The following is a 21,147-nucleotide window of genomic DNA, read 5'->3' on the forward strand; positions in this document are numbered from 1 at the left end:
GACCTTCCGAACGTGGCAGGCGACGCTTGCCGAGCCTCACGCGGGCGCCCTCATGCCGAACCACCGAGCCAGCGGTAGCGACGCCGCAATCGGCCCCTCACCACCTCGGCCAGGGTATTGACCAGAAAGGTGAACAGGAACAGCAGCAGCGCCGCCAGCAGCAGCAGCAGGTAGGCCTCGCTGCCGGGCACCGCCTCGGGCAGCTCGACGGCGATGCCCGCTGCCATGGTCCGCATACCCTCGAAGGGGCTGAGGCTCATCAAGGCGGTGTTGCCACTGGCCATCAGCACGATCATGGTCTCGCCCACGGCGCGGCCGGTGCCGATCATCACCGCGGCGAAGATACCCGGCGATGCTGCCGGCAGCACCACCCGCCACAGGGTCTGCCAGCGCGTCGCACCCAGCGCGTGCGCTCCCTCGCCGAGCCGACCCGGCACGCCTGAGAGCGCATCTTCGGCCAGAGCGTAGACGCTCGGCATCACGGCGAACCCCATCGCCAGACCCACGATCATGGCGTTGCGCGTGGCGTAGTCGAGCCCCAGCTCGGCATCCAGCCAGCCGCGCAGATCGCCGCCGAACAGCAGCGACTCGACCCAGGGCGAGAGCACCAGGGTGAACGATGCCAGTAGCGCCAACCAAGGCACCAGCCACAGCCCGGCCCGGGCCAGCGACAGCCGTCGGCGCCCTGCCGAAGGCAGACGCCGCCACACCGCGGCAGCCAGCAGCACGCTCAGCGGCAACACCAGCAATAGCGCCAGCGAACCCGTCAGGTGACGCTCCACCCAGGGGGCCAGAACCAGGCCGGCGACGAAACCGATCACCACCCCGGGGAGCGCCTCCATCATCTCCAGGGTAGGTTTCATGCGGCTGCGCAGCCGCTGCGACATGAACAGCGCCGAATGAACCGCCGCAGCCAGTGCCAGGGGAACGGCGAAGGCCATCGCCCAGAAGGCCGCCTTCAGCGTACCCCAGGCCATGGGCGTCAGCGTCATGCGGATGCGCGCCGAATCGAGGGCACCCCCCAGCAGTGCCGGCATGACCTCCATCACCAGGAACACACCGATGGCCAGCACTGCCACGATCACCCCGATGCCTCCGGCCGTGATCAGGACGGTAGCCAGCCGATCGCGCTGACGGCGCCACAGGGGCCGTGAGGTGGAGAGAGCGGGAGAGGGTTCTATCATGATCGGCAGCCTATAACGGCTTGATGACAGTTGGATGACAGCGTCACGGCAGCAAGGTGTCCAGCCCCAGCCGCTCACGCTGGAACGCCAATGCCGCATCAGACAGCGCCACGAAGCCCAGCTCCGACACCGTCTGCTGGCCCTCCGGCGAGAGAATGAGCTCCAGCAACGCCCGCTCCGGCCCCGAAAGCGCCTCTCCGGGCGGCAGGTTGGCATAGAGGTAGAGCGCCCGGCTCAGCGGATAGTCGCCGCGGCGAACCTGCTCGGCGTCGGGGAGTCGCAGCGTGCCCTCGGCATCTTCCAGGGCCAAGGGCTTCACCCCGGGTGTCAGATGGTTGAGGCCAACATAGCCGATCGCCTCGCGACTCTCGGTCACTGCCGCTACCACGGCGGCCGATCCGGGATGTTCATTGAGACGTTGGCGGTATTCACCCCCGCACAGAGCACGCTGTCGAAACAGGCCATAGCTGCCCGATGCCGGGTTACGCCCGTGCAGTTCGATTCGTCCGGCCCGGCCATCGATGGAAAGCTGCTCCCAGCGGGAGATGTCGCGCTCACCACCGCAGCGTCGGGTGCGCGAGAAGATGGCATCGACCTCGGCCAGCCGCAGCGACTCCAGTGCATGGTGACGGTGGACGATGACCGCCAGCGCATCCCGGGCCACCTCCACTTCCACCGGCGCATAGCCGTGGCGCTGGATGAAGGCCTGGCGCTCCTCCTCGTCCATCGGGCGCGACATGGGGCCGAGCCGGGTGGTGCCGGCCGCCAGGGCCGGGGGGGCGCTGGCCGATCCGCTGGCCTGAAGCTGCACGCGAATACCCGGGTGGCGCTCGCCAAGTTGCTCGCCCCAGCGCAACATCAGCCCCGCCATGGTGTCGGAGCCCACCACCCCCAGGGTGCCGACGGACGGCTCGCTCGCCTGGGCCACCGACACCGGTAGTGACAGCAGCACAGCGAGGCAGACGTGGCATAGTCCGCGCCAGCCATGCGTCTTGCCGAAGGGAATCATGCCGGTCTCCTTGTGGCTGTCTAAGGTTGCGATGGAATGAACGCATCGCCCATGGCGTCTTGTCGCAGCGCTGGTGAGCACCGATCTTGGCGTATAAGATGGCCACTGAGATCGCTGCGATGCAATATCACCGCCCACAACAACAAGCCGAGCTTACGACATTCCATGACCGACCTCGACGACGTCCCCGCCCCCCAGGGACAACTGACACTCAAGTTACTGGCCAATCGGCAGGATACCAACCTCTACGGCGACATTCCCGGTGGCTGGCTGGTACGCCACATGGATCAGGCCGCCGAGCTGATGGCAGGTCGTGAAGCGCATGGCCGCACCGCGACCGTCGCCATCGAGACCATGGACTTCCTGTGTCCGGTGCGCGTCGGCTCGATGGTCAACATCTTTACCGCCGTACGCGAAATCGGCCACAGTTCGATCAAGATCGACGTGGAGGTGTGGATCCGCCATCCCCACGAGCGTGAGACCAGCGAATTGCACAAGGTCACCGAAGCTCGCTTCGTGATGGTGGCGCTCGACGACAAGGGACGCATTCGCGCCGTGCGCCAGGCCGGCTGAGGGCCGTACACCCAAAAACGACAGGGGCGCCGTCTGGCGCCCCTGTCGAGTTCGTCGCCTGAACGATCAGACGCCGACGTTCTCGCGAGTCTTGAGGTAGTGATACTCGCCCACGTCGCTGAAGTTGCGCACCAGCTTCTGGAAGGCCTGGTAGGACTCGTAGACCTTGGCCGAATCGGGATCGCTCTCCACCTGTTCCTGGATGGCGCGCTGCGAGGACTCGTAGAGCGCCTGCATGACATCCTCCGGGAAGCTGCGCAGCTGCACGCCATGCTCCTCCACCAGGGTGGCGAGCGCCTGAGCGTTGCGATAGGCGAACTCGCTGATCATCGCCAGGTTGGAGGCGCGGGCCGCCTCGGTCACCACCGCCTTGAGATCGTCGGGTAGTTCATTCCATGCATCCAGGTTGACGGTGCCCTCGAGTACTGCAGAAGGCTCGTTCCAGGCCGAGGTGTAGTAGTAATCGGCTACCTGGTGCAGACCGAAGGCCATGTCGTTGTAGGGGCCGACCCAGTCCGCGGCGTCGAGTACCCCGGTCTGCATCGAGGTGAAGATCTCGCCGCCCGGCATGTTCACCGTGGTCACGCCGATGCCGTTCATGGCCTCGCCGGCCAGGCCCGGCAGGCGCAGCTTGAGCCCCTGCATGTCCTCGAGCGAATTGATCTCCTTCTTGAACCAGCCGGCCATCTGGGCGCCGGTGTTGCCGACGGCGAACGGCTTGAGGTTGTGCTTGCCGTAGACCTCGTCCCACAGCTCCTGACCTCCGCCGTGGTAGAGCCAGGCGTTGGTTTCGGTGGTGTTCATGCCGAACGGCACGGCAGTAAAGAACTGCGAGGCAGCAACCTTGCCACGCCAGTAGTAGGCCGCGGAGTGGCCCATCTCGGCGGTGCCTGCGGCAACGGCATCGAAGACTTCCAGTGGCGGCACCAGCTCGCCGGCACCGTGGACGCGAATGCGCATGCGGCCGTTGGAGAGCCGTTCGATGCGCTGGGCAAACTCGTTGGCGCCGGTGCCCAGCGCCGGGAAATTGGTCGGCCAGGAAGTGACCATGTCCCAGGTGATGGTTTCCTGCGCCTTGGCGGTGGAAACGAATGGCGCGGCGACGACACCGGCGGCGCCGAGACCGGCGGTCTTGAGGAATTTGCGGCGTTGCATGGCGAGCATGACTCCTGTGGTTATTCTGAGTCGCGTCTAATCAAGCGCGATATGTCCGCCTGTGAGTATGCTTAATGCCAATTTGGGCAGCAAGCGCGCCTTTTGACGTAGACGTCAACGTACCCATGGATACGCTGATTTACCTCTACAAAGGGGTGAGCTTGGCGAATCCCAACACCAGCCACTTGTCGCCCTCCCCCTCGAAGCTGACCTGCACCCGGGCACGCGCACCCTCACCCTCGGCATTGAGGATGACCCCCTCGCCGAAGACCGGATGCTGCACCCGCTGGCCGAGGCTCAGGCTGGGCAAGTCGCCGCCAGGGTCTACCGAGGTCTGCCGCGATAGCCCCACCGCCGGGCGCGTGGCCGTCACCGGCCGCGAGATCTGGCCGCGCAGGCGCACCTCCTCCAGGTACTCGGCGGGGATCTCGCGCAGGAAACGCGACGGCCGCTGGAAGGTCTCCTTGCCGTGCAGCCGGCGAATCTCGGCGTAAGTGAGATAGAGCTTGCGCATGGCCCGGGTCAGGCCGACGTAGCACAGGCGACGCTCCTCCTCGAGGCGTCCGGGCTCTTCCAGCGACATCTTGTGCGGGAACAGCCCCTCCTCGACTCCGGCGATGAAGACCACCGGAAACTCCAGCCCTTTCGCCGAGTGCAGCGTCATCAGCTGTACGCTGTCCTCGAACTCGTCGGCCTCGTGATCGCCGGCGTTGAGTGCCGCCTCGGCCAGGAAGGCCTCGAGCGCCACGCCCCCCTCCCCGGCTTCGGGCGGGTCGAAGGACTCGCCCTGGGTAAAGGCCCGGGCGGCGTTGATCAGCTCTTCCAGGTTTTCGACCCGGGCCTGGCCCTTCTCGCCCTTCTCGTTCTGGTGATGCTCGATGAGCCCCGATATCTCGTTCACATGCGCGATGATCTCGTGCAGTGCCATGCCAGCGGTGTCGTTGTCGAGCCGCTCGATCATATCGGCGAAGGCCTGCAGCGACGCGCCGGCACGCCCCTTCAGCGAACCGTCGGCGAGGCCGTCGTGCAGCGCCTGCCACAGCGACACCTCGGCCAGCCGAGCGCGCTCGCGCAGTTGCTCCACGGTGCGGGTACCGATGCCGCGGGGCGGCACGTTGACGATGCGCTCGAGCGAAGCATCGTCGTCGCGGTTGAGCAGCAGCCGCAGGTAGGCCAGGGCGTTCTTGATCTCCAGGCGTTCGTAGAAGCGTTGGCCGCCATAGATGCGATAGGGCATACCCTGGCGGATCAGGATCTCCTCGAGCACCCGGGACTGGGCGTTGGAGCGGTAGAGGATGGCCACGTCGCGACGGCGATAGCCCTCGTCGACCTTCTCCTTGATGGTATCGACGATGAAACGCGCTTCGTCGAGGTCGTTGAAGCCGGCATATACCGAGATCGGCTCGCCGCGGGCGCCGGCCGTCCACAGCTCCTTGCCCATGCGCTCGGCGTTGTGGCTGATCAACGCATTGGCGGCATCGAGAATGGCGCTGGTGGAGCGGTAGTTCTGCTCCAGCCGCACCGTCTTCGTCTCGGTGAACTCCCGCTCGAAGCGGCGGATGTTCTCGATCCGCGCCCCGCGCCAGCCGTAGATCGACTGGTCGTCGTCGCCGACCACGGTCATCGGCGTCTTCATACCGGTGAGCAGCTTGAGCCAGGCGTACTGCAGGGTATTGGTATCCTGGAACTCGTCGACCAGCACGTGGGCGAAGCGCTCCTGGTAGTGGGCCAGCAGCGCCGGGGTGTCGCGCAGCAGTTCCAGGCTTCGCAGCAGCAGTTCGCCGAAGTCGACCAGGCCGCCGCGCTCGCAGGTGAGCTGATAGCGCTCGTAGAGCTCGACCATCTGGGCCATGTAGGCGTCGCCGTGTACGTCGACCTGATGCGGGCGCAGCCCCTCCTCCTTGCAGCCGGAGATGAAGTACTGCACCTGGCGCGGCGGGAAGCGCTCGTCGTCGACCCGATGCTCCTTGAGCAGGCGCTTGACCAGACGCAGCTGGTCGTCGGAGTCGATGATCTGGAAGTGCTGCGGCAGCCGCGCATCCTGCCAGTGGGTGCGCAACAGGCGGTGGGAAATCGAGTGGAAGGTGCCGACCCAGACGTTACGCAGCGACAGGCCCAGCAGCGCTTCGAGGCGCGTGCGCATCTCGCGCGCGGCCTTGTTGGTGAAGGTCACGGCCAGCACGGCATAGGGCGACAAGCCCTCGGCCTGCATCAGCCAGGCGATGCGATGCACCAGCACCCGGGTCTTGCCAGAGCCGGCACCGGCCAGCACCAGCATGTTGCCCTGGGGCGCGCTCACCGCCTCGCGCTGAGCCGGATTCAACTGATCGAGAATCGCCGTGACGTCATCCATGGAAGGGGTCTGCCGCTGGAAAATTGATCGCCCAGCTTAGCATATTGAACCCCATGAGGCCTGGAGTTGGCAGGCGCGGTACGATTCGCGACACACTCGGAAGAAACCCTGACGCGGCACTGGCCGCCTGCGCGTCGCGTCGGAACAAGGTCCCTCTTGCCGACGCTAAATCGACATTCCTGTCGATTTCCGCGCGCGGCTGCGTTGACGTCAGCGTCCTCGCCAAGGTCGCTACATTTGCACCGCGCCCGCCCCGCTCTCGAGGCGAACGGCGCCGGGGACAGATCGAAGCGGAGGTCATCCTTCAGGGATGAAGGAGGTAGCGCCCAGGGACGGGTTCACAGCGCCTCCGCCTTGACCTGCCCCCGGAAAAGCCGCGTGTTCAGGCTGCTAGGGCTTCCCTTCCTGCTCCGGAAACCTCAGCGGCGTCAGGCTCTTCTTCACCGCCTTGAGCTGCTCGGCGAGCCTCGGCCCGCGGGTCTTGGCCACGCCCACGGCGAGCACGTCGACCAATACAAGGTGGGCGATACGCGAGCTCATCGGTGTATAGATCTCGGTGTCCTCGTGCACGTCGATATAGAGCGGCAGGGTCACCTCTTCGGCCAATGGCGAGCCGCTGGGGCACAGGCCGATCACCGTGGCACCCGCCTCGCGGGCCAGTCGCACGCTGGCCACCAGGGCGCGGGTGCGGCCGGTCTGGGAGATCGCCACCACCACGTCACCCTCCTTGAGCGTCACCGCCGACATGTTCTGCATGTGGGGGTCGGCATAAGCGGCGGTGGATATCTGCAGGCGGAAGAACTTGTGCTGGGCGTCAAAAGCCACCGCACCGGAGGCGCCGAAGCCGTAGAACTCGACCCGGTTGGCCATGGCCAGGGACTGGATCGCCCGACTCATGGCATCGTTGTCGAGACGATCGCGCACCGACAGCAGTGTGCCCACGGTAGAGTCGAAGATGCTCTGCGAGAACTCGGCGACCGAGTCGTCGTCGTTCATTGTGAACTGAGCGAACTGGCTACCCGATGCCAGCATCTGCGCCAGTTTGAGCTTGAAATCCTGGAAGCCGTTGCAGCCCAGCGCCCGACAGAAACGCACCACGGTCGGTTCGCTCACCTTGGCCTCGGTGGCCAGGTCGACAATGCGCATGTGGATGACTTCATCGGGGTTACGCAGCACGAAGCGCGCCACTTTCTGCTCGGAGCGGCGGAAATGCTCCATGCGGCGTCTCATTTCATCGAACAGGGCGCGGCTCACGCGGAACTCCTTGGTAGACGAACGCAGGGACTCAGTATGCCTGATCCGACTCGCTTGGGGGAATTTCCGTGAAAGCGTGAAATGGCCCACTTCGTCATGAAACTGTCAAGTAGGGTATAGTAAAGATGCTGTGATTTGGTCTTGCTGCACGAGAGAAGATAAGACACAGAAGAAGAAGGGAGAGTCGATCATGAGTAAGGTCGAACGGGTCACTTCCGTCAAGAACGAACTTCTCGACATCTTCATGAGCATCAACGTGGCCGAACACGAAAAACGCTCCCGCAGCGCCGCCCAGCGCAACCTGCGCGCCCGACGCGGTATCGAGCTGCATCAGGAGTTCAAGCAGTTGGAGCGCGACATCGCCGAACTGGCCGACGAAGAGAAACACTGAAACGGCCGCCCAGAGGCGGCCGTTAAGGCAGGCAACTCAAGCCCCGCCCGGCGGGGCTTGGGGGTGTCGTCACCCCAGCAGCGTCACCCCAGCAGAGAGTGAATGAACACCGCGATCACGCCCAGCGGCGCCACGTAGCGTGCCACCACGAGCCACAGCGACTCGCTGGCACCGGAGAGATTGAGTTCGGCGGCCACGCTTTTGCGGTCCAGGCACCAGGCAACGAACAGGATCGCGCCGAGGCCTGTCAGGGGCAGCAGGATCTTGCTGGTGAAGGTATCCAGCAGGTCGAAGATGTTGAGCCCCAGAATCAGGACATCTCCCAGCATATTGAACGAGAGCAGGGCGAGGATACCCAGTATCCATACCGCCACCCCGCTGATCAGGGTCGCCACGACGCGCGAGAGCGGCGTGCGCTCCTCGACGAACTCCACCACCGGTTCCAGCAGCGAGATCGCCGAGGTCAGCGCCGCGAAGGTCAGCAGCAAAAAGAAAGCCAGGCCGAGCAAGGTACCGCCGGCCATGTTGCCGAAGGCCAGCGGCAGCGTGACGAAGATCAGCCCCGGACCGGAAGCGAGGTCCAGTCCATTGGCGAAGACGATGGGGAAGATCGCCAGGCCCGCCAGCAAGGCGATGCCGGTATCGAGAAGAATGACCGTCCGGGCGGTACCCAGCAGGTTGACCTCCTCTCCCAGGTAGGAGCCGTAGGCCATCATGATGCCCATGCCCAGCGACAGGGTGAAGAAGGCTTGCCCCATGGCAGCCAGCACCACCTCGCCGTTGATGGCGCCCCAGTCGGGTCGGAACATGAAGGAGAGCGCCTCACCGAAGTGACCTGTCGTCATGCCGTAGCCCACCAGAACCAGCATCAGGATCACCAGCGCCGGCATCATGGTGCGTACTGCACCTTCGAGCCCCTTGGTCACGCCGCGTGCCACGATGCCGATGACCAGCACCATGAAGAGGGTGTGCCATAGCAGCAGCGCACCAGGGCTGGCCAGCATCCCGGTGAAGACGCCACCGACTTCTTCAGCGTTCTGACCGCGGAATGTACCGGTAATCGAACCCAGCGTGTAGGAGAGCGACCAGCCACCGATAACGCTGTAAAAGGAGAGGATCAGAAAGGCGCCGAGAACGCCGCTGACACCGACCAGCACCCAGGCCGGCAAGTGTCCGCCCCGGCGCGCGAGTTCAGACATGGCATTGATCGGATTTTCCTGACCGCGCCGACCGATCAGCCACTCTGCTACCAGGATCGGCAAACCGATGACGGCGATGCAAAGCAGATAGACCAGGACAAAAGCCGCCCCTCCGCTCTCGCCCACCATATAGGGAAACTTCCAGATATTGCCGAGCCCCACGGCCGAGCCAGCAGCCGCGAGCACGAAAGTCATCTTCGATGACCATTGTGCATGTACGAGTTTAGACATGGTTCACCTATTGTTGTGTGTCTGGTCGTTGATCTTTCTCAAGCGCAAAAACACAGCAGATAGCTAGGTTTTTGGCTCGAATGCCGGCAAATCTATCCGATCATACGCTCGAACGCCAGCAACGATAGGGTCAAAACAGGCTCGTTTGCCGTTCCCCGGCGAAGTCACCCAGCGGCAGTAGGCCGGCATCGTCGGCAAAGGCTTGATAAAGCCGCCTGGCCAACTGCGGCGCCTGACGGTTGTTGGCGGTATGCACAAACAAAAAAGGGGTTTTCCCCTGTTTTATCCACAGCCTGATCTGGTTTACCCAAGGCTGGAAATAATGCCAGTTGATGGCCTCGTCAAGATGCCCGATGAAGCGAATCAGCGGCTGCTCTCCCGTGGAAAGCACGTGTAATGGGCATCTTGGCTTTTCATTTTGCGCGTGGGCCAGGGCCGGGCTACCCTCCGCCGGAGTCGAGAACAGGGCGCGGACGTCGAGCATGGCGCGGTTGGCGCCGTGAGTTATCAACAGGCGGTTCAAGGCAACTTCTGCCGCCCCCTTGTGGAAAAACTCGGGATGACGAACCTCTACGGCACAGGGAAGGTCGGTCGGCCAGCGTGCGAGCAGCGCCTCGAGACGGGGCAGTTCTGCAAAGCCGAAATCCCGCGGCAGCTGAACGAGTAGCGGGCCCAGGCGATCGCGCAGCGGGGCGAGCGCGTCGAGAAAGACATCGAAACCCGCTTCGATGCCCTGCAGCCGCTGTTCATGGGTCAGGGTCGCCGGCAACTTGAAGCAGAAGCGGAAATGGGCAGGGGCTTGGCGCGACCAGCCTGCCACCGTCTCCGCCCTGGGCGCGCCGCTGTAGAAGGTCGTATTGCCTTCCACTGCGGAGAAGACCCGGGCATAGTCAGCCAGCCAGCTCTCTTGACCGGCGTAGGGCGGGTAAAGGGAGCCACACCACTCGGAGTTGGCCCACATGGGCAAACCCAGATACAGTCCGGACAACCTTGTCATGCTCCTGTAACAAAAATAATCGGAAACGGCGCGCGGCGAGTGGCAGCATGAGCGGCTCGCCCATGCTGCTCAAGGAAGAAGCGCTACCGCTGCGCCAACGTCCATGGAAACGACGCTCAATCTTGCCCTGTTTGCCCAGCTCAACGCTGCGCCCGACAGCGACCCTCGCCTGCTGCTGCTGGCGGAGGTCTTCGCCGTTTACCTGATCTGGCTGGTGCCGGCCCTGCTGGTCATCGGCTGGCTACGCGGCAGCGATCGCCTGAAACGTCCCCTACTCGAGGCCTTCGTAGCCACCCTGCTCGCCCTGACGGCGAGCTGGCTGATCGGGCAGCTCTGGCCCAGCCCGCGGCCGTTCATGATTCCGCTTGGCCAGACGTTCCTGGAACACGAGCCTACCCCGGCCTTTCCCAGCAATCATGCCACGATCATGCTGACCATGGCCTTCAGCCTGCTGCTGCATGCCGGCACCCGACGCATCGGGCGCTACCTGCTGCTGTTGGCGATTCCGGTTGCCTGGGCGCGGATCTTCCTCGGCGTGCATTTCCCCCAGGACATGCTCGGTGCCCTGCTGCTAGCCGCAAGCATGGCCACGCTGGTCGGCGCTAGCCGCGCCTGGCTGATCCTGCCGCTCTACCATCATGTGGCCATGCGGCTCTATCACCTGCTGTTCGCCCCGCTGATTCGCCGTGGCTGGGTGGAGCGCTGAGCGCCCCACCCCGGTGCGACAGGGTTGAGGATTCAGAACTGCCCCAGCAGCCAATCGCCGGGTTCGTCGTTCATCAGCAACTGGCCGTCCTGAAGCAACAGGTGCAAGGAGTAACGATCCTCCTTGTCGCGACGCACGACGCCAAGCTCCAGCATCGGCTGCAAGCTTTCGGCGACCAGCTCCTTGGCCATCGCATCGAGTTCGTTGCCCGAAACCATCCCGCTGTATTGCTGACGCAGCGACTCCCGGGCAACTTTGTGCAGCAGCACCGCTGGAGCATTCACATTCAGGTCCAAGCGGTTTTCAGGGGCCAGCAACAGGTGCTCGTCGAAGGTGCCAAAATCCTCGAAGCCGAGGTCGGCTTCCAGCTCCAGGTCCGCCCTCGCTTCACCGATACTGAACGACACCGGCTTGAAGCTGAAAACAGAGCGGCCTGATACCAATGTCTCTCCGACGTGTTCCATGCGCTCGAAAACGGGTAGCACGACCTCAGGGTCGTCCAGTTGGAAGACATCGATGGCTTCGTAAATCAGGCTCCACAGGGTGTCGTATTCCGTACGCGGCAGCTGCCCATAGCTCGACTCGACATGAAACGCGACCGGCTCCTCCATGCCCTGGATTCGCAGATCGCTGGCCGACCACAGTTGAGCGACCTGGAAGTGCGCCTCGGATTCCGGCGCCAGTCCCAGGCGGAAGTTGGCGCTTTGCGCCGTCACGCCCGGTGAATGCTGCTCGCGAACCGTCAGCCCATCGAGGCTGATACCCAGTTGGCCATACCAGCTGTTACCGCCCTGGCGGGATGCGTCGATATCGGCACTGATACCGTCCATGGCCAAGTAGAGAGCCGGCTCCTCCGATTCGAAGCCCTCTAGCTCGAAGTGCGTCGTGAAGTGCTCGAAACGTCCCTGCTCATCGAAGAGCAGCTTGATCTCGACGCGTTGCCCTTCGACTCGCGAGTCACTCACCTGCTGCAGATCGCGGCTTTTCGTCAGCATCGGAGCATCGTGCGTCCGAAACGAGATTTCACGCAGCATGCCCTGGGGAAAGGACGCCACGAGATTCGAGGTGGAACCCTCGAAGGTATGGATGGCGGTGGGCTCCACCAGCCGGGCCTGTCCCAGGCGATTGGTGCTGCGATACTCGCCACGGGCCGGGTCATAGCGGAATTCACCACCTTGATAATCGGCCTCATAGCGGATATCCAGCCCGGCATCGGTGAGCAGCGGTCCAGCAACCAGCGCCATCGCCGTGGGCTCCCATTCGCCCTGTACCACCCGGTCGAAGCCGACCCTTGCCTGGTAGCGAGAGAGATCTGAGCCCTCTTCCAGCCTGATCAACTGCTCGAACAGCCAGCCCGAGGCCTCGACTCGCCCTTCGAGACTGGCCAAGGCGCCCATGAAGGGGCCATGAGTGATCCGATCCCCGACGGCGATCCTCAACGGCTCCCCGTCGAACTCCAGCGCCATGTTGGCGGCAAGAAGCTGCTGGTATTCCTGGGCAAATTGCGGCTCGAGAACGAGTTCATAACTGGCTCGTGCTTCGAACCAATCACGCTCATAAGTCAGGTTCTCGATCTGGATATAATCGAAGTTCTCTAGTTGCTGCAGATGAGCGGCGTACTGCTGCTCTATCTGACGCCCCATCCAGTAGGGGGCTCCCAAGCCTGCGATTAGCGCTAACCCTACGATGACCGCCACTGATTTCTTCAGGGCGCTTCCCCGTTGATTCTGTCCTTTCCCCACGTCGATGTCCTTTTCTCGTTCTTCGTTTAATTGAAATTAGGCAGCAATAAGCCAAGCTTATTGCTGCCGGACTTCAATCACGAAGTTTAACGACAGGAAACGAGAAAAGTAAGTTTACTCACGCTAGTTTCATTCCACCGTCACCGACTTGGCCAGGTTACGCGGCTGGTCGACGTCCGTGCCCTTGAGTACCGCCACGTGATAACTCAACAGCTGCAGCGGCACGGTGTACAGGATCGGAGCAAGGGCATCGTGAACGTGAGGTAGCCGCAATACCCGGACGCCTTCTTCCTCGGTGATACCGACTCGTTCGTCGGCAAATACGAAGAGCTCGCCGCCCCTTGCCTTCACTTCCTGAAGGTTGGACTTCAGCTTGTCGAGCAGCTCATCGTTGGGGGCGACGGAAACGACCGGCATCTCGCTGTCGACCAGGGCCAGCGGCCCGTGCTTGAGTTCCCCGGCGGGATAGGCCTCGGCGTGGATGTAGGAGATCTCCTTGAGCTTGAGGGCCCCCTCCAGGGCTATCGGGTAATGCGCGCCGCGACCGAGAAACAGCGCATGGTGCTTCTCGGCGAAAGCCGTCGACAACGCCTCGATGTCGCCATCCAGCTCCAGTACGCGACTCACCAGCTGTGGCAGGGCTCGCAGCCCGGCCACAACGTCGGCCTGGGTCTCGGCGGCGAGCCCCTTGACCCGCCCCACGGCCAGGGTCAGCAGCATCAGGGCGGTGAGCTGGGTGGTAAAGGCCTTGGTAGAAGCGACGCCGATCTCAGGGCCGGCATGGGTCATCAGGGTCAGGTCCGACTCCCGCACCAGGGAGCTGCCCGGCACGTTGCAGATCGCCAGACTGCCGAGGTAGCCCTGCTCACGGGCGAAGCGCAGCGCCGCCAGGGTATCGGCGGTCTCGCCGGACTGCGACAGGGTGACGAACAGGGTGTTCTGAGGCACCACCACGGTGCGATAGCGATACTCCGAAGCCACCTCCACCTGCACGGGTATACCGGCATAGCGCTCGAGCCAGTAGCGCGCCACCAGCCCGGCGTGATAGCTGGTACCGCAGGCCACGATATGCATCTGCTCGACCCGCTCGAACAGCGCCTCGGCATCGGGGCCGAAGCATTCGGCCGGCACCGAGCGTTCGCCCAGCCGCCCTTCGAGGGCCGCCGCGATGACCGCTGGCTGTTCGAAGATCTCTTTCAGCATGAAGTGGCGATACTCGCCCTTGCTGGCGACGCCGTCCCCGTGTTCGAAGGTCTGCACCGGGCGCTGCACGGCGTGTCCCTTGGCGTCGAGGATCTCGACGCGAGCGCCGGCGGCGAGCCGCACCACGTCGCCTTCCTGGAGATAGATGAAGCGATCGGTGACCTGTAGCAGCGCCAGCGGGTCCGAGCCGAGGAAGGCCTCATCGATGCCCACCCCCACCACCAGGGGGCTGCCCTTGCGCGCGCCGACGATGACATCGGGCTCGTCGGCGTGCACCACCGCCAAGGCATAGGCGCCTTCGAGACGTGCCAGGCCCCGCTGCACGGCGGCCAGCAGCCCGTCGCCGCGCCGGTACTCCTGCTCCAGCAGATGGGCCACCACCTCGGTATCGGTTTGCGAGGAGAAGGTATAGCCGGCTGCCTCCAGCTCCCGCCGCAGCGGCTCGTGGTTCTCGATGATGCCGTTGTGCACCAGCGCCAGCCGATCGCCCGATTGGTGCGGGTGGGCATTGTCCTCGCTGGGCTTGCCGTGAGTAGCCCAACGGGTATGGGCAATGCCACAGCGGCCCGGCAGGGCGGCTTCCTCGAGCATGGCCTCGAGAGCGGCCACCTTGCCCAGCGCCCGGCGGCGGCGAAGCTCACCGCCACTGGTGAGCACGGCCATGCCGGCCGAGTCGTAGCCGCGGTATTCCAGCCGCCTGAGCCCCTCGAGCAGGATGCCTTCCACGTTGCGCTCGGCAACGGCACCAACGATTCCACACATGACGATTCCTCGCGCTTGCTTAGTCTCGGGTCTTCTTGGCCGGCCGCACCCAGTCGGTCTTGCCGATCTGGCGCCCACGGGAGACGGCCAGGGCGTTGTCGGGTACGTCCTTGCTGATGGTCGAGCCGGCACCGACCGTGGCGCCACGGCCGACACTGACCGGCGCCACCAGGGCGGTGTTGGAGCCAATGAAGGCGTCATCGCCGATTTCGGTGCGATGCTTGTTGGCACCGTCGTAGTTGCAGGTGATGGTTCCGGCGCCGACGTTGACGTCGCGTCCCAGCCGGGCATCGCCCACATAGCTGAGGTGGTTGATCTTGCTGCCCTCGCCCACTTCGGCGTTCTTGGTCTCGACGAAGTTGCCCACCTTCGCGCCCACCGCCAGGCGGGTGCCGGGACGCAGTCGGGCAAAGGGGCCGATACGGTTGCGTCCGGCCGCCACGGCGCCCTCGATCACGCTGTGGGGCTCGATGACGCTTTCGGCACCGATATGGCTGTCCCGCACGACACAGTGGGGCCCGATACGCACGCCTTCACCCAATTCCACTTCGCCCTCGAACACGCAGCCGACATCGATCTCGACGTCGTGCCCGCAGCTCAGGCGCCCACGCACGTCGATACGTGACGGGTCGAGCAGCGCCACCCCCTGGACCATGAGCTGCTCGGCGATGTGCATCTGGTGGGCGCGCTCCAGCCGGGCCATCTGTAACCGGTTGTTGACCCCTTCCACCTCCAGCGCATCGGCAGGCTGGGCAGTGGCGATGGCGACACCCTCGGCGGCGGCCATGGCGATGACGTCGGTCAGGTAATACTCGCCCTGGGCGTTGTCGGCGGAAAGCCGCGGCAGCCAGCGCTTCAGTTGGGATGCGGTCATGGCCATGATGCCGGTATTGCATTCGCGGATCGCCAGCTCGTTCTCGCTGGCATCCTTCTGTTCGACGATGGCCACCGCCTCGCCGCTCTCGTTGCGCACGATGCGACCATAGCCGCTCGGATCGTCCAGGGTCACGGTAAGCAGCCCCATGCGTGACTCGTTCACTTCACTCAGCAGGGCAGCCAAGGTCTCACGACGGATCAGCGGCACGTCGCCATACAGCACCAGCACCTTGCCGTCACCCAGGCCATCAAGGGCCTGAGCCACCGCATGGCCGGTACCCTTCTGTTCGGCCTGAAGCGCAAAGCGCACCGAATAGTCGCAGAGCGCCTCGCGCACCCGCTCGGCGCCATGGCCGACCACCACGTGCAGGCGATCCGCCTCGAGCTCTCGTGCGGTGTCGAGTACATGGCGCACCATCGGCTTACCGGCCAGGCGATGCAGCACCTTGGGCAGGGTCGAACGCATCCGCGTGCCCTGTCCGGCTGCCAGAATTACCACATCCAGGGTCATCGAAGACTCCTTGTCCATTCGATCGGCTCCAGTTCATCGGGGCCCGGCATCTCGCCTGTCCTCACATAATGAGCTTCGCTCGCACCGTTCTCAACGCGGCGCTCAGCGTACTTCCAGGCCCAACTCATCGCTCAGTTCCCCGCCCAGGAAATCGGCAAAGGCGGGACTCGCCACACTGCTCCAGCCTTCACCTTCACGTACCAGCAGCAGCACCTTCAGGTTCTGTTCCCGTGCCAGCACCAGACCTTCCTCGTCACCCAGCACATTCATTGCCGTGGCCCAGGCATCGGCCCAGGCATTGGAGGGGTGGGCCACCGTCACCGATGCCACCCGATGCTCGATGGGACGGCCGGTACGCGGGTCGATGGTGTGCGAGAAACGCTTTCCATTCTCTTCGAAGTAGTTGCGATAGTCGCCGGAAGTGGCAACAGACATATCATGCAGAGACACGATATGAGTAGCCTCCTGACGATCGTCGAGCGGCGCCTCGATGCCGATGCGCCACGGCTCACCGTCGCCATCGCGATAGCCGCGTGCGATCAGGTCGCCACCCAGGTTGACCAGGTAGTGCTCGATGCCCTCGGCGTCGAGGTAGGCGGCGACCCGATCGGTGGCGTGACCCTTGGCCACGCCACCGAGATTGATGAACACGTCGCGCAGGCGTCGCGCCTGCATGGCATTCTCGTCGATCTCGATACTGTCGGGCCCGACCTCGGCCAGGCGCGCCTGCAGGGTCTCGTCATCGGGAACCTCCTTCGGACGCGCCTCGGAGCCGAAGCTCCACAGGTTGACCAGCCCGCCGATGGTCACGTCGAAGGCGCCGTTGCTCGCCTCGGCCACCGATTGGCTGATCGCCAATACCTCGATCAGCTCGTTGGAGAGCGGCTGCCACTCCTCGAGCGGCGCCTGGTTGAAAGCCATCAGCTCCGAGTCGTCACGATAGATCGACATGGATGCATCCACCTGCTCGAGCACGTCGAGCAGGCCCTCCTCCAGTTCACGCGCCTGGCCCTGGGTCAGGCTGTCGGCAACGGTCACCTGGTAGAAAGAACCGAAGATCCCCCCCTCCAGGCGAACCGGCGCATCCAGCGGGCGGTCGTTCTCGGAGCAGCCGGCGAGCAGCAGCACCAGGCACAGCGCGAAGGCCACCACGGGACGCAGGACAGAGTTCATGGTAACAGGACTCCTCGATAGAGTGGTTCATGGCTACCAGAAGATCCACAGCAGCCATAGCCCGAGCACGATGCGATAGACAACGAAGGGCTGCATGCCGATCCGTTTGATGAAGGCGATGAAGTAGTGGATGCAGAGATAGGCGCTCAGCCCCGACAGGACCACTCCAACCGACAAGGCTTGCCAGTCGATGTCATTCGTTGCCTGCATCAGGCTGACGATCTCCAGCCCTGATGCCAGGACAATCACCGGAATCGACAGCAAAAAAGAGAAGCGCGCCGCGCCCTCGCGGCTCATGCCCAGCAGCAGTGCCGCGGTAATGGTGATGCCGGAGCGCGACGTGCCGGGAATCAGTGCCAGTGCTTGGGCAAGACCGATGATCATGGCGTCGCGCAGCATGAGCTGGTACTCGTTGCGGCCCTCTCGCTTTCGCCAGTCGGCATAGCTGAGCAGCAGGCCGAAGCCAATCAGCCCTACCGCGATCAGGAGAGGGGAACGCATGCCAACTTCGATCACGTCATGCAGGGCGAGGCCCACTACGCACACCGGAATGGTGGCCAGCAGCACCCACCAGGCCAGTCGGGCATCGGGATCGAGATTCGTACCTTGGCGCCGCATCACTCCACCCAGCGAACCGATCCAGCTCACCGCCATGCGCTGCAGGTCGTGGCGGAAGTAGAACACCACCGCCAGCAGGCTACCCAGATGCACCGCAACGTCGAAGACCAACCCCTGGTCGTTCCAGCCGGTCAGCACGGGCACCAGAATCAAGTGGGCCGAACTCGAGATGGGCAGGAATTCGGTCAGGCCCTGGACCACCGACAGAACGACGACTTGAAGCCAATCCATATGGCGCTCTCCTGTTAGCCAACGCACGGCAGGACGCGAAGAGGATACACGTCCCCTTGCCGCTTGTCCGCCGCGTCTCGTTACAATTCTGTTCGGCTACCTCCTGTGTTGCGCATCGCCGACACCTGGTCTTCAGCCGCCCGATGAATGTCGATCGGCGTCACGGTTCCAGTGCTGAGCCCGCCGGTCCAGCTTCAACTGAACCGGCGGGAGTGCGAGAATGAAAGAGAATCGTTCGCTTTCACCGAACCCATGAGCGGGCCGGGAATCCAGCCCGGTGCCAGCGCGATACGGAGCCACCGCAGCATGATCGCCACCCCTGACCTGGCCGTGAACAACCGCGACGCCAAGCGCGCCACCTGTGTGGCAGCCTGGCTGGATGGCCTGCTGGGTTGTGTCAAGGTCGTCGTCGGCAGCCTGGTCGGGTCGACGGCCCTGATCGCCGACGGCATTCACTCCTTTTCCGACCTGGTGACCGACGGCTTCGTGCTGGCGGCGACCCACTACGGTCGCCAGGGGCCGGACCAGGACCATCACTATGGCCACGGCCGCATCGAAACGCTGGCTACCCTGCTGCTGGGCAGCGTGCTCATCTTCGTCGCCGGTGCCATCGCCTGGTCGAGCCTGCAACGCCTGTTCGGCGACACCCAGGCCCCCGCCCCGGGCATCTGGGCCATGCTGCTGGCGCTGGCCGCCCTGCTCGTCAAGGAAGCCCTGTTCCACTACACCATGCGCGTCGCCAGGAGGGTGAAGTCGAAGCTGCTCGAGGCGAATGCCTGGCACTCGCGCTCCGACGTGCTCTCCACGGCCGTGGTTCTGATTGCACTGCTGGGCGCCCAATTCGGTATCGGCTGGCTCGACGCCGTGGCCGCGGTGATCGTCGGCCTGCTGGTGGGCAAGGTGGGCTGGGATCTGCTGTGGGAGTCGGCGCGCGAGCTGGTCGACACCGCCCTGCCCGCGGACGCCCAGCAACGTATGTATGAGGTAGCCTGTGGCGTGCCGGGCGTGGACAGCGTGCACGACCTGCGAACGCGGCAGTCGGCCGGCTGGGTCATGGTCGATCTACACATCGTGGTGGGTCCCATGGTGAGCGTGTCCGAGGCGCACGAGATCGGCAACGAAGTGAGCCGTCGCCTGCGCCATTCCTTCCCGGCCCTCACCGACGTGACCTTTCATATCGACCCCGAGGATGACGCAGGGGAAGGCGATCCCAGCCGCTTCCCGGGTCTCCCGCTGAGGCCGGCAGTGGTCGCCGCCCTGGACGCGCGCTGGAACTCTCACCCGGCCTGGCGCAACCTGACCGACCTGCAGCTCCACTACCTGGACGGCAAGGTCTCCGTGTCACTGATCATCGATGACACGGTCCATCAGCCGCCCCAATGCCTCGCCAGCCAGCTGAAGGCCCAAGCCAGCGATATCGAGTGGCTGGGCCATGTCGAGGTGCTGTACATTACCCGCGCCGCGAGCCCCCGTTAGGCCGACCCCCATCGCGTAGTTCCGATTCGTGTCAAAGTCCGGTCAGTACCGCGGTGGCGATGGAGAAGTAGATCAGCACCCCGCAGGCGTCGATCACCGTGGTCACCAGCGGCGCCGAGGCGGTCGCCGGGTCCCAGCCGACGCGGTTGAGCACGAACGGCAGGCACATGCCCAGCAGGCTGCCGAACAGCACGATGGTGACCATGCTGGCGGCAACTATCATGGCCACGGCCTCGCCGCCGCGCATCACGCCGATGGGCGCCACTGCCAGCGCCATGGTCAGCCCCAGGGAGCCGGCCACCAGCAGCTCGCGGCCGAGCAACTTGCCCCAGTCCTTGACGCCGACGTCGCCGGTGGCCATACCGCGGACCGTGAGCGTGGCGGCCTGAGCGCCGGCGTTGCCGCCGCTGCCGATCAGCAGCGGCAGGAAGAACACCAGCGCCACCTGGGCCGCAATGGTGTCCTCGAAGTAGGCGATGCCGGCACCGGAGAAGAGGTTGGCGAACACCAGCAGTACCAGCCAGGTCACGCGCTTGCGGTAGAGGCTCCAGAGCGGCACCCGGCTGACGCCATCTTCGAGCTGGCCGATGGACATCCCCTTGTGGAAATCCTCGGTGGCCTCCTCCTCGGCCACGTCCATGGCATCGTCGTGGGTGACGATGCCGATCAGACGCTCGTCGTGGTCGATGACCGGCACGGCCAGCATGTCATAACGGGCCACCAGGCGAGCGACCTCCTCCTGCGCCTCGTCCACCGACACGCTGATCACGTCCTTGATCATCAGGTCATCGACCTGTGCGCCTGGGCGGGCCACCATCAGCTGGCGCAGCGACAGCGTACCGGCCAGCTTGCCTTCCGGATCGATGATGTAAAGCTGGTAGACCGTCTCTGCGTCGGGTGCGGTCTGCCGTACCCGCATCATCGCCTGGGAGACGGTCATACCGCTGGGGATGGCGACGTAGTCCGAAGTCATGATCGCCCCGGCAGTGCCCTCCTCATAACTGGCCAGGCGCTTGAGATCCTCGCGCTCCTGGCGTGCCATTCGCCTCAGCAGCACTTCCTGACGATCCTCACCGAGCAGGTTGAACAGGTCGGCCCGTTCGTCCGAGCCCATCTCTTCCAGCACCGAGAGCAGCAGTTCGTCGGACATGGCTTCGGCAACGTCAACCTGGACCTCACCCGCAAGGTAACCCAGGACGTTGGCGCGGCGTTCCAGCGGCAGGCAGTCGAGTAGTTTGAGGACGGTGGGGAGATCGTCGTCCTCCTCGGCCATCTCCTCGAGTATCTCGGAGAGATCCGCGGCACGCAGTTCCGGCAGCCATTGGTCGAGGCGTTCGCGATCATCCTGCTCGACGGCGAGGATCAGGGTTTCCTTGTGTTCCTGCAGCTGTTCGCTCAACGACATGGCGTTCTCCTGGGGCCACGCAGAGGGAAGAGTCATCACGGCATGGCGGCATGAGTATGGGCTGGGACTCTCCCGATACCAGTTCGCTCATGATAACA

Annotated in this window: 17 protein-coding genes; 4 read left to right on the forward strand and 13 right to left on the reverse strand. The window is 64.2% G+C overall.

The window, feature by feature from the left end; translation table 11 throughout:
* Positions 1 to 50: 50 nt before the first annotated feature.
* Positions 51 to 1,184 carry an ABC transporter permease subunit gene (locus ACRWQA_RS21915; RefSeq protein ID WP_263581818.1) on the reverse strand — a complete coding sequence of 378 codons (1,134 nt, stop codon included), beginning with the start codon at positions 1,182 to 1,184 and terminating at the stop codon, positions 51 to 53.
* A gap of 43 nt (positions 1,185 to 1,227) precedes the next feature.
* Positions 1,228 to 2,193: a phosphate ABC transporter substrate-binding protein gene (locus ACRWQA_RS21920; protein WP_263581819.1), complete on the reverse strand. Its 966-nt coding sequence runs from the start codon at positions 2,191 to 2,193 to the stop codon at positions 1,228 to 1,230.
* A gap of 165 nt (positions 2,194 to 2,358) precedes the next feature.
* Between ACRWQA_RS21920 and ACRWQA_RS21925 the strand changes: the two genes are divergently transcribed.
* Complete coding sequence (locus ACRWQA_RS21925; protein WP_263581820.1) at positions 2,359 to 2,766, forward strand: acyl-CoA thioesterase; 408 nt, start codon at positions 2,359 to 2,361, stop codon at positions 2,764 to 2,766.
* 66 nt (positions 2,767 to 2,832) lie between these two features.
* Here ACRWQA_RS21925 and ACRWQA_RS21930 read toward each other — a convergent pair whose 3' ends face one another.
* The 3 genes from ACRWQA_RS21930 to hexR form a co-directional block, all read right to left on the reverse strand.
* Positions 2,833 to 3,921, reverse strand: a complete 1,089-nt coding sequence (locus ACRWQA_RS21930) for a TRAP transporter substrate-binding protein (protein WP_263581821.1) — start codon at positions 3,919 to 3,921, stop codon at positions 2,833 to 2,835.
* 145 nt (positions 3,922 to 4,066) lie between these two features.
* A complete protein-coding gene (gene uvrD / locus ACRWQA_RS21935) occupies positions 4,067 to 6,274 on the reverse strand; it encodes a DNA helicase II (RefSeq protein WP_263581822.1) in 2,208 nt (735 codons plus the stop codon).
* A 390-nt stretch (positions 6,275 to 6,664) separates the two neighbouring features.
* Positions 6,665 to 7,528, reverse strand: a complete 864-nt coding sequence (gene hexR, locus ACRWQA_RS21940; RefSeq protein WP_263581823.1) for a transcriptional regulator HexR — start codon at positions 7,526 to 7,528, stop codon at positions 6,665 to 6,667.
* A gap of 190 nt (positions 7,529 to 7,718) precedes the next feature.
* Between hexR and ACRWQA_RS21945 the strand changes: the two genes are divergently transcribed.
* The gene (locus tag ACRWQA_RS21945; protein ID WP_263581824.1) at positions 7,719 to 7,919 is read left to right on the forward strand and encodes a PA3496 family putative envelope integrity protein; all 201 of its coding nucleotides are present in this window, start codon (positions 7,719 to 7,721) and stop codon (positions 7,917 to 7,919) included.
* A gap of 83 nt (positions 7,920 to 8,002) precedes the next feature.
* Here the strand turns inward: ACRWQA_RS21945 and ACRWQA_RS21950 are convergent, their stop codons facing one another.
* Positions 8,003 to 9,349 carry a sodium-dependent transporter gene (locus ACRWQA_RS21950; RefSeq protein ID WP_263581825.1) on the reverse strand — a complete coding sequence of 449 codons (1,347 nt, stop codon included), beginning with the start codon at positions 9,347 to 9,349 and terminating at the stop codon, positions 8,003 to 8,005.
* 130 nt (positions 9,350 to 9,479) lie between these two features.
* Entirely contained in the window at positions 9,480 to 10,346 is an 867-nt protein-coding gene (locus ACRWQA_RS21955; RefSeq protein ID WP_263581826.1) for a DUF72 domain-containing protein, read from the reverse strand.
* A gap of 103 nt (positions 10,347 to 10,449) precedes the next feature.
* Here ACRWQA_RS21955 and ACRWQA_RS21960 point away from each other — a divergent pair, with 103 nt between their 5' ends.
* Positions 10,450 to 11,052 (forward strand): phosphatase PAP2 family protein, encoded by a 603-nt coding sequence (locus ACRWQA_RS21960; RefSeq protein ID WP_263581827.1) that lies wholly within the window; start codon positions 10,450 to 10,452, stop codon positions 11,050 to 11,052.
* 32 nt (positions 11,053 to 11,084) lie between these two features.
* Here the strand turns inward: ACRWQA_RS21960 and ACRWQA_RS21965 are convergent, their stop codons facing one another.
* The 5 genes from ACRWQA_RS21965 to ACRWQA_RS21985 all read right to left on the reverse strand — a co-directional run bounded on the left by ACRWQA_RS21965 (position 11,085) and on the right by ACRWQA_RS21985 (position 18,168).
* Complete coding sequence (locus ACRWQA_RS21965) at positions 11,085 to 12,794, reverse strand: DUF945 family protein (RefSeq protein ID WP_318153160.1); 1,710 nt, start codon at positions 12,792 to 12,794, stop codon at positions 11,085 to 11,087.
* 129 nt (positions 12,795 to 12,923) lie between these two features.
* Entirely contained in the window at positions 12,924 to 14,759 is a 1,836-nt protein-coding gene (gene glmS / locus ACRWQA_RS21970; protein WP_263581829.1) for a glutamine--fructose-6-phosphate transaminase (isomerizing), read from the reverse strand.
* Positions 14,760 to 14,778: 19 nt separating this feature from the next.
* Positions 14,779 to 16,146: a bifunctional UDP-N-acetylglucosamine diphosphorylase/glucosamine-1-phosphate N-acetyltransferase GlmU gene (gene glmU / locus ACRWQA_RS21975; protein WP_263584038.1), complete on the reverse strand. Its 1,368-nt coding sequence runs from the start codon at positions 16,144 to 16,146 to the stop codon at positions 14,779 to 14,781.
* Between the two features lie 102 nt (positions 16,147 to 16,248).
* On the reverse strand, positions 16,249 to 17,319 hold the full coding sequence (locus ACRWQA_RS21980) for an FAD:protein FMN transferase (protein ID WP_263581830.1): 1,071 nt from the start codon (positions 17,317 to 17,319) through the stop codon (positions 16,249 to 16,251).
* A gap of 33 nt (positions 17,320 to 17,352) precedes the next feature.
* On the reverse strand, positions 17,353 to 18,168 hold the full coding sequence (locus tag ACRWQA_RS21985) for an undecaprenyl-diphosphate phosphatase (RefSeq protein WP_434228962.1): 816 nt from the start codon (positions 18,166 to 18,168) through the stop codon (positions 17,353 to 17,355).
* A 306-nt stretch (positions 18,169 to 18,474) separates the two neighbouring features.
* On the opposite strand from ACRWQA_RS21985, the gene ACRWQA_RS21990 reads away from it, so the two are divergent.
* A complete protein-coding gene (locus ACRWQA_RS21990) occupies positions 18,475 to 19,644 on the forward strand; it encodes a cation diffusion facilitator family transporter (protein WP_263581832.1) in 1,170 nt (389 codons plus the stop codon).
* Positions 19,645 to 19,675: 31 nt separating this feature from the next.
* Here the strand turns inward: ACRWQA_RS21990 and mgtE are convergent, their stop codons facing one another.
* Positions 19,676 to 21,049, reverse strand: a complete 1,374-nt coding sequence (mgtE, locus tag ACRWQA_RS21995; RefSeq protein ID WP_434228960.1) for a magnesium transporter — start codon at positions 21,047 to 21,049, stop codon at positions 19,676 to 19,678.
* Between the last annotated feature and the right edge of the window lie 98 nt (positions 21,050 to 21,147).

This window comes from Billgrantia sp. C5P2 (assembly GCF_051062895.2).

What these genes read in the sequence shown, in the direction of transcription:
- ACRWQA_RS21915 (WP_263581818.1), bottom strand. Translation starts at nt 1,184, where the DNA reads ATGATAGAACCCTCTCCCGCTCTCTCCACCTCACGGCCCCTGTGGCGC.
- ACRWQA_RS21920 (WP_263581819.1), bottom strand. Translation starts at nt 2,193, where the DNA reads ATGATTCCCTTCGGCAAGACGCATGGCTGGCGCGGACTATGCCACGTC.
- mgtE (WP_434228960.1), bottom strand. Translation starts at nt 21,049, where the DNA reads ATGTCGTTGAGCGAACAGCTGCAGGAACACAAGGAAACCCTGATCCTC.
- ACRWQA_RS21930 (WP_263581821.1), bottom strand. Translation starts at nt 3,921, where the DNA reads ATGCAACGCCGCAAATTCCTCAAGACCGCCGGTCTCGGCGCCGCCGGT.
- ACRWQA_RS21990 (WP_263581832.1), top strand. Translation starts at nt 18,475, where the DNA reads ATGATCGCCACCCCTGACCTGGCCGTGAACAACCGCGACGCCAAGCGC.
- ACRWQA_RS21950 (WP_263581825.1), bottom strand. Translation starts at nt 9,349, where the DNA reads ATGTCTAAACTCGTACATGCACAATGGTCATCGAAGATGACTTTCGTG.
- uvrD (WP_263581822.1), bottom strand. Translation starts at nt 6,274, where the DNA reads ATGGATGACGTCACGGCGATTCTCGATCAGTTGAATCCGGCTCAGCGC.
- glmS (WP_263581829.1), bottom strand. Translation starts at nt 14,759, where the DNA reads ATGTGTGGAATCGTTGGTGCCGTTGCCGAGCGCAACGTGGAAGGCATC.
- ACRWQA_RS21960 (WP_263581827.1), top strand. Translation starts at nt 10,450, where the DNA reads ATGGAAACGACGCTCAATCTTGCCCTGTTTGCCCAGCTCAACGCTGCG.
- ACRWQA_RS21980 (WP_263581830.1), bottom strand. Translation starts at nt 17,319, where the DNA reads ATGAACTCTGTCCTGCGTCCCGTGGTGGCCTTCGCGCTGTGCCTGGTG.
- glmU (WP_263584038.1), bottom strand. Translation starts at nt 16,146, where the DNA reads ATGACCCTGGATGTGGTAATTCTGGCAGCCGGACAGGGCACGCGGATG.
- ACRWQA_RS21945 (WP_263581824.1), top strand. Translation starts at nt 7,719, where the DNA reads ATGAGTAAGGTCGAACGGGTCACTTCCGTCAAGAACGAACTTCTCGAC.
- ACRWQA_RS21985 (WP_434228962.1), bottom strand. Translation starts at nt 18,168, where the DNA reads ATGGATTGGCTTCAAGTCGTCGTTCTGTCGGTGGTCCAGGGCCTGACC.
- ACRWQA_RS21955 (WP_263581826.1), bottom strand. Translation starts at nt 10,346, where the DNA reads ATGACAAGGTTGTCCGGACTGTATCTGGGTTTGCCCATGTGGGCCAAC.
- ACRWQA_RS21925 (WP_263581820.1), top strand. Translation starts at nt 2,359, where the DNA reads ATGACCGACCTCGACGACGTCCCCGCCCCCCAGGGACAACTGACACTC.